Origin of the sequence: Labrenzia sp. THAF35 (assembly GCF_009363595.1) — a bacterium.
GTDB classification, from domain to species: Bacteria; Pseudomonadota; Alphaproteobacteria; order Rhizobiales; family Stappiaceae; genus Roseibium; species Roseibium algicola.
The window spans coordinates 5,974,834-5,988,376 of sequence record NZ_CP045380.1 but is presented as its reverse complement, the minus strand read 5'-3'; the positions used below and the strand labels follow the sequence as shown (position 1 = coordinate 5,988,376).

General features: G+C 59.4%; 9 protein-coding genes. 7 read left to right on the top strand and 2 right to left on the bottom strand.

Going from position 1 to position 13,543, the window contains the following annotated elements:
- Nucleotides 1-166: 166 nt before the first annotated feature.
- A complete protein-coding gene (locus FIU93_RS27480; protein WP_152507344.1) occupies nucleotides 167-2,659 on the top strand; it encodes an EAL domain-containing protein in 2,493 nt (830 codons plus the stop codon).
- A 44-nt stretch (nucleotides 2,660-2,703) separates the two neighbouring features.
- Here the strand turns inward: FIU93_RS27480 and FIU93_RS27475 are convergent, their stop codons facing one another.
- The gene (locus FIU93_RS27475) at nucleotides 2,704-6,225 is read right to left on the bottom strand and encodes a PAS domain-containing hybrid sensor histidine kinase/response regulator (RefSeq protein ID WP_152507343.1); all 3,522 of its coding nucleotides are present in this window, start codon (nucleotides 6,223-6,225) and stop codon (nucleotides 2,704-2,706) included.
- A 274-nt stretch (nucleotides 6,226-6,499) separates the two neighbouring features.
- Here FIU93_RS27475 and FIU93_RS27470 point away from each other — a divergent pair, with 274 nt between their 5' ends.
- From FIU93_RS27470 to FIU93_RS27450, 5 genes are all read left to right on the top strand, one after another.
- On the top strand, nucleotides 6,500-7,672 hold the full coding sequence (locus FIU93_RS27470) for a pyridoxal phosphate-dependent aminotransferase (protein WP_152507342.1): 1,173 nt from the start codon (nucleotides 6,500-6,502) through the stop codon (nucleotides 7,670-7,672).
- A 77-nt stretch (nucleotides 7,673-7,749) separates the two neighbouring features.
- Nucleotides 7,750-8,937: a PAS domain S-box protein gene (locus FIU93_RS27465; protein ID WP_023001754.1), complete on the top strand. Its 1,188-nt coding sequence runs from the start codon at nucleotides 7,750-7,752 to the stop codon at nucleotides 8,935-8,937.
- A gap of 7 nt (nucleotides 8,938-8,944) precedes the next feature.
- Nucleotides 8,945-9,562 (top strand): response regulator, encoded by a 618-nt coding sequence (locus FIU93_RS27460; RefSeq protein WP_023001753.1) that lies wholly within the window; start codon nucleotides 8,945-8,947, stop codon nucleotides 9,560-9,562.
- A gap of 142 nt (nucleotides 9,563-9,704) precedes the next feature.
- Complete coding sequence (locus FIU93_RS27455) at nucleotides 9,705-10,061, top strand: response regulator (protein ID WP_062489950.1); 357 nt, start codon at nucleotides 9,705-9,707, stop codon at nucleotides 10,059-10,061.
- Between the two features lie 355 nt (nucleotides 10,062-10,416).
- A complete protein-coding gene (locus FIU93_RS27450) occupies nucleotides 10,417-11,130 on the top strand; it encodes a helix-turn-helix domain-containing protein (protein WP_023001751.1) in 714 nt (237 codons plus the stop codon).
- 129 nt (nucleotides 11,131-11,259) lie between these two features.
- Here the strand turns inward: FIU93_RS27450 and hemN are convergent, their stop codons facing one another.
- A complete protein-coding gene (gene hemN / locus FIU93_RS27445; protein WP_152507341.1) occupies nucleotides 11,260-12,633 on the bottom strand; it encodes an oxygen-independent coproporphyrinogen III oxidase in 1,374 nt (457 codons plus the stop codon).
- A 92-nt stretch (nucleotides 12,634-12,725) separates the two neighbouring features.
- Here hemN and FIU93_RS27440 point away from each other — a divergent pair, with 92 nt between their 5' ends.
- Nucleotides 12,726-13,472 (top strand): glutathione S-transferase family protein, encoded by a 747-nt coding sequence (locus tag FIU93_RS27440; protein WP_209010249.1) that lies wholly within the window; start codon nucleotides 12,726-12,728, stop codon nucleotides 13,470-13,472.
- The last annotated feature ends 71 nt before the right edge of the window (nucleotides 13,473-13,543 follow it).

Genomic DNA, 13,543 nt, shown 5'->3' with positions numbered 1-13,543 from the left:
CCCGGATGCAATTTCTGTAGGCCTTCAGTGCGAGCTTTCCAGTCAGGATTGCAAAAACATAGCGGAATCCAGACCACCGTTTTTACCGTAATTTCAGGGAATGGCTGTAACCGTCATTGCTGCGGGGCGCTGCCACGCAGAGTGCGAGTAGCCACCCGGAGAGAAAATGCGGTCCAGCTTCAATTGGCGACTGATCTTCAAGACGATCGGCATGGCCTTCGTGTTGCCCGGTCGTCAGCTCAAGGTGGACTTCCAGTCTGACGCGGACACGCAAACCGGACAGCAGGAAAGCAATCCTGTTCGCGCCTTCATGCTCGCGTTCGGTCATCCGGTGGTCGACGAGCTCCTGGCCCGCAAGGTACGTGCAGCGCAGATCGCAAGCATCGCGCGCCTGACACCCTTTATCGTGCTGGCAAACGTCGTCAACGTAATCGTCATTACGCTCGCGTTTCAGCACTTCATGCCGTTCAGTTTCATTGCCGTCTGGATTGCGGCTATTGGAGCTTTTCTTGCCTACACCCTGTTCAAGTGGCTGAAAGCGAACAGGTCGCCAATTCATCTTGCCTCGCGGCGATCGCTGAACAAGGCGGTCTTGCACGCGACGATTTTCAGTGGCCTTTGGGCGGTCGTTCCAATTGCCGCATTCGGCTATGGCGATCCGGACGGCATCTGGATTGCCTCCTGTGTCACCACCGGCATGCTGTGTGGTGGCGGTTTTACTCTGGCAACCGTGCCGCAGGCAGCCTTTCGCTGGGTCGCGATCCTTTTCCTTGCATCGCTCGTATCGTTCGCAATCGGACGCAGCGCGGAACTGTGGCCGTTGGTCTTCCTGTTGAGCAGCTACACACTGGTGGTGGTCGGCAGCGTTGCTTCGGCAGGCTGGCTGTTTGCCTCCCATTTCCTTGCTGAAGCCGAGCTGGAACAACGCGGTGAACTGATCGCCCTGCTGCTGAACGAGTTCGAGGAAAAGTCCAGCGACTGGCTCTGGAAATCCGATAGCCACGGTAATCTGCATTCCATTTCCGACCGGTTCTTACATGCCAGCGGCCGGGAGCGGGCGGAACTGGAAACCATGCGCATGGTCGATCTGGCCTATTCCCTGGACGAGAACGATGCGCGGTCTGCCGTGACCAGGCTGGAAAACGCCATGAAGCGTCAGCAGGCCTTCCGCGAAATCGTCATCGGGGTGGACGTGAACGGCGAGGAGCGCTGGTGGTCCCTGGCAGCACGTCCGGTCTACGACGACCATGGTTCCTTTACCGGTTACCGCGGTGTTGCTTCCGATATCACCGAAGCCCGCAGGGCAAGCGCCCTTGTTTCTCACCTGGCCGAGCACGATTCCCTGACGGGGATCGGCAATCGGAGCTGGTTCCTGAAACAGGCCGAGGCGCAACTGGAAGAGCAAAACCAGAATGGTCAGAACACGCTGACGCTCTTCCTCATTGACCTCGACAATTTCAAGGTCGTGAACGATACCAGCGGCCACCCGGCAGGGGATGAACTTCTGCGGCAGGTCGCAAGCCGGTTTACCGCCCTTGGCGAAGGCAGGACAATGCTCGCGCGTTTCGGTGGCGACGAATTCGCCGCGCTCGGCCGTTTCGTCAGCGATCAGGCAGCTCTTGCATTTGCCGAGGAACTGGTTGCCGTGACACGCAAGCCTTTCCGGATTGGCCGTCGCGACTTCGCCATTGGTGCCACCGTCGGGTTCACCCGTCTGTGCGACAGCAAGGACACTGTCGACGATCTGATGCGCAAGGCTGACATTGCGCTTTACAAGGCAAAGGAAGGTGGCCGGGGACGTTCGCTCGCCTTCGAGCAGGACATGGAGCGCGAGGTCCGCGAGCGCCGCGAACTGGAATCGGATCTGCGCGAAGCATTCGAATACGGCAAGCTCAATGTCGATTTTCAGCCGATCGTGGACGCCCGGTCCGGCAAGGTGGTGTCCAGCGAGGTCCTGCTCCGCTGGCTGCATCCCGAGCGTGGTGAGGTGCCGCCGGACGTGTTCATTCCGATTGCCGAACACGCCGGTCTGATACTGCCGCTAGGCAGTTGGGTTCTGAGGAAAGCCTGTGCAGCGGCGGCCCAATGTCCCGAGCTGGAGAGCGTTGCGGTCAACCTGTCGCCGGTCCAGTTCATGGATCCGAATCTGGTGGAACAGATCCTGACCGTGTTGCAGGAAACGGGGTTCCCGCCGGAACGCCTTGTCCTGGAAATCACCGAATCCGTGTTTTTGCGCGACTTCGGCACAGCATCGATCAAGCTGCAGAAATTGCGTGACCTTGGTATCCGCATCGCGCTGGATGACTTTGGCACAGGTTATTCGTCTCTTTCGTATCTGCGGCACTACAAGTTCGACAAGATCAAGATCGACAAATCCTTCGTCGATGAGATCGGCGAACGCAGCGACGGTCTGGCGATCATCTCTGCAGTCATTGCGCTTGCGCATAACCTTGGTCTGGAAGTCACGGCAGAAGGCGTGGAGCGCCAGTTTCAGGTGGATGCTTTGCGCACGCTCGGCTGCGACACCATGCAAGGCTATTACTTCGGCAAGCCGGATCCCAATCCGATGCGGGTCGCCCAGATTCGCAGAGAAGACTGGCAGGATCGTTCGCCGAGCACCGCGCCGAAGAACCCAGGAGCGCTCCGCTCCGCTTCCTGATGCATTGGTGCTGACAGCGTCCGGGTCCCGGGCTCCAACCCGGCTTATTCCGCCGCCTGGCCTGCCTGGCAGCGGGCCAGATGGGCACGCAGGGCAGCTGGTTTCAACGGCTTGTTGAAGAAGGCGATGTCCTTTTCCTCGGCCTCCGTGCGCACAGGGCGGCTTCGGTCCGCGGTGATCAGGATCGCGGGAATCTGGCGACCGAATTTCCATCTCAGTTTCAAGATCGCCTCGATACCGGTGCCATTGTCGAGGTGATAGTCCGCCAGTATGACGTCCGGCGTCAGGCTGGCTTTGCTGAGCTCGTTTGCCGCCTCCACGTCATCGGCAGCTGCAATCACCTTGCAGTTCCAGTTCGTCAGCAGGTGGCGCATGCCGCTCAGGATATCCGGCTCGTTGTCGATGGCCACAACGCACAGACCATCAAGCTGGCCAGCCATGGTTGGGGCCTGCGGAATGGGAACGAGATCGGGCATGTCCGCGGAACGAGGCAGTTCGACCGAGAAGCACGAGCCCTTGTTGGCTTCCGAGCGGAGTTCAACCGGGTGGTTCAGAACGTGGCTGATGCGCTCGACAATGGACAAGCCTAGCCCCAGCCCCTTGGCAACGCGCATGCCGTCATCCAGCCGGTGAAACTCCTGGAAAATCGCCTTCTGCTTGCTTTTCGGGATGCCCATGCCGGTGTCGTGAATTTCCACGATCACCCGATTGCCGCGTCGGCGGCACCCCACAAGGACGCGGCCTGACTGAGTGTATTTCAAGGCGTTCGAAACGAGGTTCTGCAGCAGGCGCCGCATAAGGCGTCTGTCTGTCCGCACCGAAAGGGACGTCGGCACGATCCGCAGTTCCAGTCCCTTTTCCTTGGCGACAGGCTGGAAATCGAGATCTATTCCGCGCAGCAGTTCGTCCAGCCGGAAGACCGTCGGTTCCGGTTTCAGGGCGCCGGTGTCGAGCCTGGAAATATCGAGGACGGCGCCGAGAATGTCCTCGACCGATTCCAGCGCCATTTCCACATTGCGGACCAGCGAGCCGTCGTCGCCGTCCTTAAGCTTGTCGACCAGAACCGAGGCGTAAAGACGGGCGGCATTCAGAGGCTGCAGGATGTCATGCCCGGCCGCTGCCAGGAAACGGGTCTTGCCGATATTGGCTTCTTCCGCTGCGTGGGTGGCCTCCACCAGGCGCTCGTTGACGTGGGTGAGTTCTTCCGTGCGTTCCCTGACCCGGCGTTCCAGCGTCTCGTTGGCGCGGGCGAGCGCTTCTTCCGCCAGAACCCGTTCGGTGATGTCTGTATAGGTGGTCACGATGCCGCCGTCGGGCATCGGACTGATGCGGACTTCGAACACCGCTCCGCTTGATTCCAGTTTTTCCTGAAAGGTTTCCTGGATCAGCACCAGTTTCTCGATCCGGTCGGCGACGATCGCTTCCACAGGCCCGGGGCCATGCTCGCCCCGTTCCGCGTTGAAACGCAGGATCGCATCCAGTGTGGTGCCGACCTGACCATATTCGGCAGGCAGTCCCAGCAGGTCGCGGAACTGCCTGTTCCAGCAGATCAGACGCAGATCCCGGTCGAACACTCCGATGCCCTGGCGCACCTGATCGAGTGCCGTCTGCAGCAGGTCGCGGTTGTACTGAATGGCGATGGAGGCGTCGTCGAGCAGCTTCACTGCGCCCTTGGTTGACGGGTCGTGCCGCTTGAGCATCAAGGTCAGCACAAGGCGGGACGAGGCCGCGCCAATGGCGCTTGCCAGAAGTTGCTCGGAAAAGCGCAGCAGGTTGGCGTCCGCCAAAGTTTTCGGATCGAGTTCGATACCTCGTTCGCTCGCAAACCGCCGGAACGAACGGGCCGTCCGCTCTTCGCCGAGATAGCGCGCGACGGTTGCCTGCAAGTCTCCGGCGGTAACGGACGTACGCCAGTACCGCAGGCTGGGGGAGGGCGCGAACTCGGCCGGTACGAAGACGTTTGCCTGAAGGGTTTCCGCAGGCAGAGGCTTTCTCAGGAAGGAGCCGCCTACAAACAGGACGATGTTGACGAATAGGCTCCACAGGGTGCCATGGATAAACGGATCCATGGTGATCCCGAGCAGGGCTTGCGGGTTCAGTTCGCTAATGCCGAACGGGCCGGTTTCCAGGAAGCCGTCGGAAATCAGGCCGGATTTGGCGAAGGTCGGTAGCAGCAGCGTATAGGCCCAGAAGACAAACCCGCCGCTCAACCCGGCGATGGCCCCCAGAGACGTGGCCCGGCGCCAGAAGAGGGCGCCGACGAAAGCGGGAGCGAACTGGGCGATTGCGGCGAAGGACAGAAGCCCGATGGAAACGAGCGCCGCGGTATTGCCGGCCGCCTTGTAGTAGGCATAGGCCAGCAGAAGGATGCCAAAGATTGCGAGGCGGCGGATCGTCAGCAGCCGGTCGCTCATGTCCTGGCCGCCGATGTTGACGATGTCGTCCTCGCTGTGCCGGCGCAGCAGGAGCGGCACAACGATGTCGTTGGAAATCATGATGGCCAGCGCAACCGTCGCCACGATGACCATGGCCGTTGCCGCCGAAAGGCCTCCGATGAAGGCAAAGAGGGCAAGCCACGGGTGTCCGGCGTCTATGGGCAGGGCCAGAACGAAGGTGTCCGGATTGACGTCCTGTCCGAAGCGCAGCAGGCCGGCAGCTGCAATCGGGATCACGAACAGGTTGATCAGCACCAGATAGAGCGGAAACATCCATGTCGCGCGGCGCAGCTCGGCGTCTGAATTGTTCTCCGTCACGGTGACGTGGAACTGGCGCGGCAACAAGAGCACCGCAAAGGCCGACAGGCACGACATGACGAGCCAGTTGCCGATGTTCAGCGGTTTTTCGAAAATCTGCGCGACTTCAGGCGCTTCCGAGATGGAACGGATCAGGTCGACCGGGCCGTCGAAAAGCGAGTAGGTGACCCAGAAGCCGACCGCGAGAAAGGCAATAAGCTTGACCACCGCCTCGGCTGCGATCGCCAGCATCAGCCCTTCCTGGTGCTCCGTCGCATCAATGTGTCTTGTCCCGAACGCCCAGCTGAAGATGGCCATGCCGAGGGCAATCAGCAGGGTGACGTCATCGAACACCGGCGTGAAGATGTCACCGGGGGAAATCAGCGGGCCGATCATGGTGGTGATCGACAGCGACACGGCTTTCAGCTGCAGGGCGATGTAAGGAATGACGCCAATGACCGCAATCAGTGTGGCAAGTGCTGCGACCGACTGGCTCTTGCCGTACCGCGCGCCGATGAAATCAGCGATCGACGTGATGCTTTCTGTCTTGGAGATCTGGATAATCCGCTGCAGCAGCGGATAACCGAGCGCGAAAACAATCAAGGGGCCGATATAGATGGTCAGGAATTCGATGCCCGTCCGGCTGGCGTTGCCGACTGAGCCGTAGAAGGTCCAGGACGTACAATAGACCGAAAGCGACAGGGCGTAGATGAAGGGGCGGCCGCCCGTACGCGACGAATACCGGCGCGGCATCCGGTCGCCGAAGCTGGCGATGGCGAACAAGCACAGGATGTAGGCCGTTGCGGCCAGTATCACGAGCCATCCATGCAGCATGATCTGGTAACCGTCCTCCCGAGCGGCATGGGGTCCGTCGGCCTCTTGTCGGGCCGGCTCGAACCTGTTTCCCGGCAACCCCTTACGCTGCCTTGTCCGATCCGACCACAGCCAAATCGATCTGTCTATTCGCCTTGCGACTGATCTGCTTTTAAGGCTTTCCCAAGGTATGTGAATTGATCACCTTCGGTGAAGTCTTCTTCACATCCTTTCATGGAACATTGGCAAGCAAACCCGATAAGGTGGCGCCAATTGACAATGAAGGATCTGCCACGTGACCAGCCTGATCGAGCGATTGAGCCCGGAAGCCAGAACCGCACCTGAAAGCGGTATCGTCGAAGTTTTCAATGCCGGGCGTGACCGGAAAGATCTGATCCCGCTCTGGGCAGGCGAAGGCGATCTGCCGACGCCCGAGTTCATCCGCGCAGCCGCAAAAGCGTCGCTCGACCGGGGCGAGACGTTCTACACATACCAGCGCGGCATCCCGCAGCTGCGCGAGGCACTGGCGGCCTATCATCAGGATCTTTACGGCAAGCCTTTCTCGCCGGAACGATTCTATGTGACCGGATCGGGCATGCAGTCCATTCAGCTCGCCGTGCAGGCGGTTGCAGGAGCCGGGCGCGAAGTGATCGTGCCGACGCCGTCCTGGCCGAACATATCGGCTGCCATCGAAATTCACGGGGCGCGTTCGGTCAGTGTGCCGATGCGGGAAGAGGAGGACGGCTGGCGGCTGGCCATCGAGGACGTCGAAGCAGCGATCACACCGCAGACGACCGCGCTCTTCCTGAACTCGCCCTGCAACCCGACCGGATGGGTTGCAAACGAAGACCTCTTGAAGGCTTTTCTGGAGCTCGCGCGAAAGCATGACCTTTGGATCATCGCGGACGAAATCTATGCACTGTTCTATTACGGGGAAGGGGAGCGTTCGCCCTCCTTCTACGATATCGCCGAAGAAGACGATCGCATCATCTTCGTGAATTCCATGTCCAAGAACTGGGCAATGACCGGGTGGCGGGTCGGCTGGATCTCGGCGCCGCCGGAACTCGGCCAGGTGTTTGAAAACCTGATCCAGTATTCCACGTCGGGTGTTCCGTCTTTTTCGCAGTGGGGGGCCGTTGCCGCCCTGACCGAAGGGCGCACGTTCCTGCAGGAGCAGGTCGCACGAGCTCGCAAGGGGCGTGACTGTGTTCTCAAGGGATTGCAGGGCCTTAACCGCGTGAAGGTGCTGCCGCCCGACGGCGCGTTCTATCTCTTCTTTTCCATTGAGGGCGTCACGGACACACGCAACTTTGCGCTGGACCTTGTTCGCCAGACAGGTGTGGGTCTCGCACCGGGCACTGCGTTCGGCAAGGGCGGTGAACATCACCTAAGGTTATGCTATGCCCGGCGCGAGGATCACCTGGAGGAAGCAGTGCGTCGAATTAGCACTTGGATACCAGAGATTTAGAGCCCTGACGGGTTGCTGGCCTACGGGAAAACCCTTAAACCTAGACGGGACGAGAATTCCATTTGGGTGCGGGGACGGTGGGCGACGACGTTTTAGATCACGATGATGACAATGCAGCCGTAACGGAAGCGCGTCTTGCCAGTGTTTTCGATACCGCGGCCGACGGCATTGTCGTGATCAATGATCGTGCGCAGGTGCTGGCCTTCAACAAGGCCTGCGAACGGCTTTTCGGCTATGAAGCCGCCGACCTTCTGGGGCGCAATGTCAACAGGATCATGCCTGCAGAATATGCAAACGCGCATGACCACTACGTGAACAACTATCTCACCACCGGTCATAAGAAGATCATCGGTATCGGCCGCGAGGTCCAGGCCCGCCACAAGGACGGCACGGTCTTTCCAATCGAGCTGTCTGTCGGTGAGGCATGGACACCGGCCGGACGACAATTCATCGGCATCCTGCGCGACCTGCGCTCGCGCCGACAGATGGAAGACCGGTTGGCCAAGACCCAAGCACAGCTTCTCCACATGACCCGGATCAGCGCACTGGACGAAATGGGCGCGGCGATTGCGCATGAGCTCAACCAGCCGCTGACCGCTGTACTGCTTTACCTGCAATCCGTATCGCGCAAAACCCGTGCCGATAAATCCCTGGATCCCTTCATCATCGAGGTTATCGACAAGGCGGTACGCGAAGCCGAGCGGGCGGGAGAAATCATCCAGCGCATGCGTCAACTGGTGGAAAAGAAAACGCCCAATCGCCAGTCGATCGAAGTGCGGGACTTTGTCACCAGCTGCCTGGAAATGGCGGAACTCGGCAGCGGCAATGGCAGATCGATCATGAAGGCCGAGATCGCAAGAGGACTGCCGCCACTGATGGCCGACCCGGTGCAGATTCGGCAGATTCTCATCAACCTGCTGCGCAATGCGCGCGAAGCGGTCTGCGATCAGGCCGACCGCAAGGTGGTGCTGGCCGTATGCCGGAATGGAGATCGCCTGGAATTTCGGGTTACGGACAACGGCCCGGGTGTTCCCGAAGAGCTGGTTGACAACCTGTTCCGGGCCTTTACGGGTGCCAAGCACAAGGGCGTTGGTCTGGGCTTGGCGATATCCCGTTCGATTGCTCAAAACCATGGTGGTGATTTGCGCCTGGAGAAGGGGGCAAACGGACGAGGAGCCTCCTTCGTGTTGTCTTTGCCAATAGACCCGCCCGAAGAAGATGTTGCAGAAAGAGCCGAAACGAACGGTTCGAAAGAAATGAGCTGAGGAAGTGATGGACATGAAAGCTGACGCGGAGGCCATATACATCGTTGATGATGATCCGGCGGTGCGCGACGCGCTGTCGGTGCTTTTCAATATGGAAGGCTATGTGGTCGAAACCTTCTCGGATGGCGACACTTTCGTGCAGTCTGCAAGCAAGGCTGTTCCTGCCTGTGTCATGCTGGATGTCCATATGCCTGGGCGCTCCGGCATCGAGATTCTCAAGGCGCTGAATGCCGAACACTATCCGGCGCCGATCTTCATCATTTCCGGCCAGGGCGACATTCCGATGGCTGTTGAAGCCATTCGCAACGGCGCCTTTGACTTCGTGGAAAAACCGTTTTCCGCCGAAACCGTGCTGGAGCGGGTGAAGGAAAGCATCGCCATCACCAAGCAGCGTCAGGACGAGGTCGTCACGGCCTCCTTCCAGGGAGCGGATCTGCTGACCCGCCGTGAGCTGGAAGTCCTGAAGGAAATCACCGACGGAGCTTCCAACAAGGAAGCCGGCCGCACTCTTGGAATCAGTCCGAGAACGGTAGAAGTGCACCGGGCGCGGATCATGGAAAAACTGGGTGCACGCAATGCGGCGGATCTCGTTCGCATTGTTTTGGGCCACTCCGCCTCGGGATAAGCCGGGTTCAGGTGAACGGCTGGAATGCATTTCCGGATGACCGGCATGCCGAAACGTATTTCTGCGTACATCCGGCAAGCAAAAAATCGCGTATGTATGATTGATCGTCTGCGTTGGGGGCAGGCTTTGAGGATCTACATTCGTGGTTGTTCACATTGTTGAAGATGATGAAGCAGTCGCCGATGCATTGGCGATTGCGCTCGAAGATCTCGATCATCATCCGATAACTTACAAAGATGCGGAGAGTTTTTTCGCCGGCGGTATTCCTTCGTCGGACGATTGGGTGATCGTGGACATCGGCCTTCCTGACAGATGCGGCACGGATGTCGTTCGTGAACTCATGGGCCTGCCAACACCTCCGAGCATCCTTGCCATTTCCGGCAAGTCGAGAGTGAACCTGTTGCAGCAAATTCGTGAGCTTCCGGGGCTCAAGGTCCTGAGGAAACCGCTGTCGATAGACATGCTGACGGCGGCCATGGCTCAGAAGGCGATCATCTGATCTCTCCGCCTGCTTGAAGCAATTTCAGAAAATTGAGTGTTCGAGATTGAGCGCTGCCGATTTTGGTGGGCGTTGGCTTCGCGCGCCCGAAACGCGCAGGCGGTCCCGGCCTGATTAGACCTTAGTCGGCTGCGGCGTTACGGCTCATATGTAGTTTATCTTACGCAGTCGACCGAATTACGTTGTGTGCACTCCGCGTTTTAGAGTGCATCCTGCAAGCTGCGGGGTGTCGGACGGGACACCTGCAAGCAGTGGTCGATTTTTCGAGCGGTGCGGAAATGGAAGCACCAAGGAATGGAGATCACCCGCTGACGTAGCAAATGAAGGCCGTGCCACAGGCACGAAGGAGGGACATATGGCTTATTTCGACGCGGGTACCCCCGGCCAGGGCGCAGCACCAAGAATGACAGGTGCTCCCATCTGCACACCCAGCAAGACATCGTTTTCGGAATTTGGCGGCAAGGCTGTCCAATACGACACCCATGCGGTGATCTATTACGAAGGCGATCCCGCAAAGCGGCTCTATGAGTTGGTGAAGGGCTCGGTGATGCTTTACAAGCTGCTGCCGGACGGACGCCGCCAGGTTGTCGAAGTCCTTCGTCCCGGTGACATTTTCGGTCTCGCCGGCAGTGACGAGAACGACTGCACCGCCGAAACACTCACCAATGCCGAAATTCAGGAAATCGATCTGAAGCAGGTCGAACGTTCCGATGCGCTTCAGCGCACGCTCACCAGATGCCTGACCAACCAGATGCGCGTGCTGCACGAGCATGCCGTTCTGCTTGGCCGCAAGTCCGCTGTCGAACGGGTTGCAAGCTTTCTGATGCATCTCGTTCCGGATCGCGGTGGTGTCGGCTGCGTTGGGCCGATTGACGACAGCGACGACGGGTTCGACCTGAGACTGCACATGACCCGGCAGGAAATCGCCGACTATCTGGGTCTGACCATCGAGACTGTCAGCCGCGTTGTGTCCGATCTGAAGCGCCGGGGCGTTATCCGCGTCGACCGCGCCGACCAGATCCATCTCAACAAGGTCTGCAGCCTCTGTCAGATGACAGGTATGCACTGATCCGTTGCTTTATAGTCGACCTGGAAAGGGCTGCGATTTTCGCGGCCCTTTTTGTTGTCGATCTTCGGCGATCCGTAAGCTGGCAAGTTCGGTATTCGGCCCCAGGGTTTCGCCTTGGGGCCATTTTCTTCAAACCGCGGCAGAATGCCGGGCCTTGCCACTTGCCTGGCTCGCCGCCAGGTAGGCGTCAAAGGCGGCGGCTGCGAGACGTACGTAAGGCCGTCCGGCCTCAGTTACCTCAACCCTGGCTGTTTCATTGCCCACTTCCAGACGGACCAGGCCATCGGTGGCCAGGTCCTGCAAGGCATCGAAGGCATCGTTCAAGTGGCTTGTCGGCAGGCCGAAAGCACGGCAGGCCGGTACGAGATCGCAGCCATAGTTGGTCATCAGCTCTTCGATGATCCGTGCCCGCAAACGGTCGTCGGCAGAAAGCGCCAAGCCCTTGGATACCGGCAATTCGCTCGCCATGATTGCCCGGCGCCAGTTGCCGACATCAGACATGTTCTGAACATAGCCGGCAGACAGACGTCCGATGGAGGAGACGCCGAAGCCAACGAGTTGTTCGCCCTGGTCCGTCGTATAGCCCTGGAAATTGCGCTTCAGGGAGCCGTCCGAAAGGGCGATGGCCATGCTGTCGTCCGGCCGGGCAAAATGATCAAGCCCGATGGCGACATAACCGGCCTTGAGCAGTTCCGCGCGGGCGAGGTCCGCAAGGGCCAGCCGTTCGGCGGCATTCGGCAAGGTGCTTTCGTCAATCAGGCGCTGGTGCTTGCGCATCCAGGGCACATGGGCATAGCCGAACAGGGCAATGCGCCCGGGCGCCAGCGAGAGCGTCTTTTCCACCGTATCGAGTATCGTCTCCGGCGACTGGCCGGGCAATCCGTACATCAGGTCGAAATTGAGCGCGGTGACACCGGCTGCTGTCAGAAACTCTACGGCCTGTTTGACGACCCTGTAGGGCTGAAGACGGCCGATGGCCTTTTGAACGTCGGGATCAAAGTCCTGAACGCCAAGGCTGGCACGGTTTACTCCGATGATGGCCAGTGTCTCGGCGAGCTGTTCCGTAACAAGCCTCGGATCGAGTTCGATGGCATGTTCCAGGTCCGGTGCAAGATCGAAATTGACACGCATCAGGCCGGTGAGGTCGATCAGGCTCTGCCGTGGCAGAAGGCTGGGTGTGCCGCCGCCCCAGTGAATGTGCCGGACAGGACCGGCATTCGGCATGTGCCCGGCAACCAGATTGATTTCCTGGCCGAGTGTCGCTGCGTAGGCCTTGAGCGGCGCATCCTGACGGGTCGCCTTGGTATGGCAGCCGCAATAATGGCAGAGCTCACGGCAATAGGGGACATGCAGGTACAGCGAAAGCGAGTCCTGCGGCGAAAGCGCCTTGAGCCAGTCCGCGTAAACGCCGGCCGTTACGCCGTCATGAAAATGCGGTGCTGTCGGATAACTTGTATAGCGCGGTACGTTGCGCATGGCGTAGGAGAGCGGATCTTTCATCATGTGTCGATCTATCCGCCCTTCGCCCGGTCGTGCCTTGATATCGCTCAAGTCCAGCCGTTTGAAAGACATGCAATTCGATGGATAGCTGTGGGGTGACCGATTTGCTTGTCGCATCTGAACCGACCCGGAAACCTGAGGGTCTGGAGCGCTATCGCCTGCACGGTTCGCCTGACAGCGCCAATTTCATTGTCAGGATGATACTGGAAGAACTGGGCCTGCCCTATGACTACGTGGCTGTTGACAGGTTGATCTCCGAACAGAATTCGGAAGCATATCGGCGGCTCAATCCCCAAGGTTTGATCCCGGTTCTGGAAGTGCCGGGTCAGGATGCCCCCATGTTCGAAACCGCCGCGATCGCCTTGCATCTGGCAGATGCGCACGGCTGTCTGGCTCCGGCGCCGGCCTCTCCACAGCGCGGCCGATTTCTGAAATGGCTGTTTTTTCTCTCAAACACCCTGCATTCCGACCTTCGGATCTCCTTCAAGCCGGAAAGATACGTTCGCGACCCGGAGACGGCCTTGAGCCTTCACGCTGGGCAGACCCGCCGGATCGCCGGCAGTTTCGCGCATCTGGAAACTGAACTTGCCACTTGGAGTGGACCATTTCTCCTGGGACAGGACCTTTCCATCCTCGACCACTATCTTGCTGCCTGTGCCAGGTGGGCGCAGATCTATCGTAATGAGGGCAAGTGGTCCCTGGCGGCGACGCCCCACCTGCGCGCCCTGTGCGAACGGCTGGAAATGCGCCCGACGATACACAGGGCCTGTGAACTGGAAGGAATTGAGGGTAAACCTTTCACAGAGCCCCGTCCTGTACAGTTGCCGGGGACAACCGCCTGATAAAATACAGGCCGTACATGTTGATCCATGCAATCAACCATGCGCTGGCCGATCAATCCATTTATAGCTCA

What these genes read in the sequence shown, in the direction of transcription:
- FIU93_RS27480 (WP_152507344.1), top strand. Translation starts at nt 167, where the DNA reads ATGCGGTCCAGCTTCAATTGGCGACTGATCTTCAAGACGATCGGCATG.
- FIU93_RS27475 (WP_152507343.1), bottom strand. Translation starts at nt 6,225, where the DNA reads ATGCTGCATGGATGGCTCGTGATACTGGCCGCAACGGCCTACATCCTG.
- FIU93_RS27460 (WP_023001753.1), top strand. Translation starts at nt 8,945, where the DNA reads ATGGACATGAAAGCTGACGCGGAGGCCATATACATCGTTGATGATGAT.
- FIU93_RS27450 (WP_023001751.1), top strand. Translation starts at nt 10,417, where the DNA reads ATGGCTTATTTCGACGCGGGTACCCCCGGCCAGGGCGCAGCACCAAGA.
- hemN (WP_152507341.1), bottom strand. Translation starts at nt 12,633, where the DNA reads ATGATGAAAGATCCGCTCTCCTACGCCATGCGCAACGTACCGCGCTAT.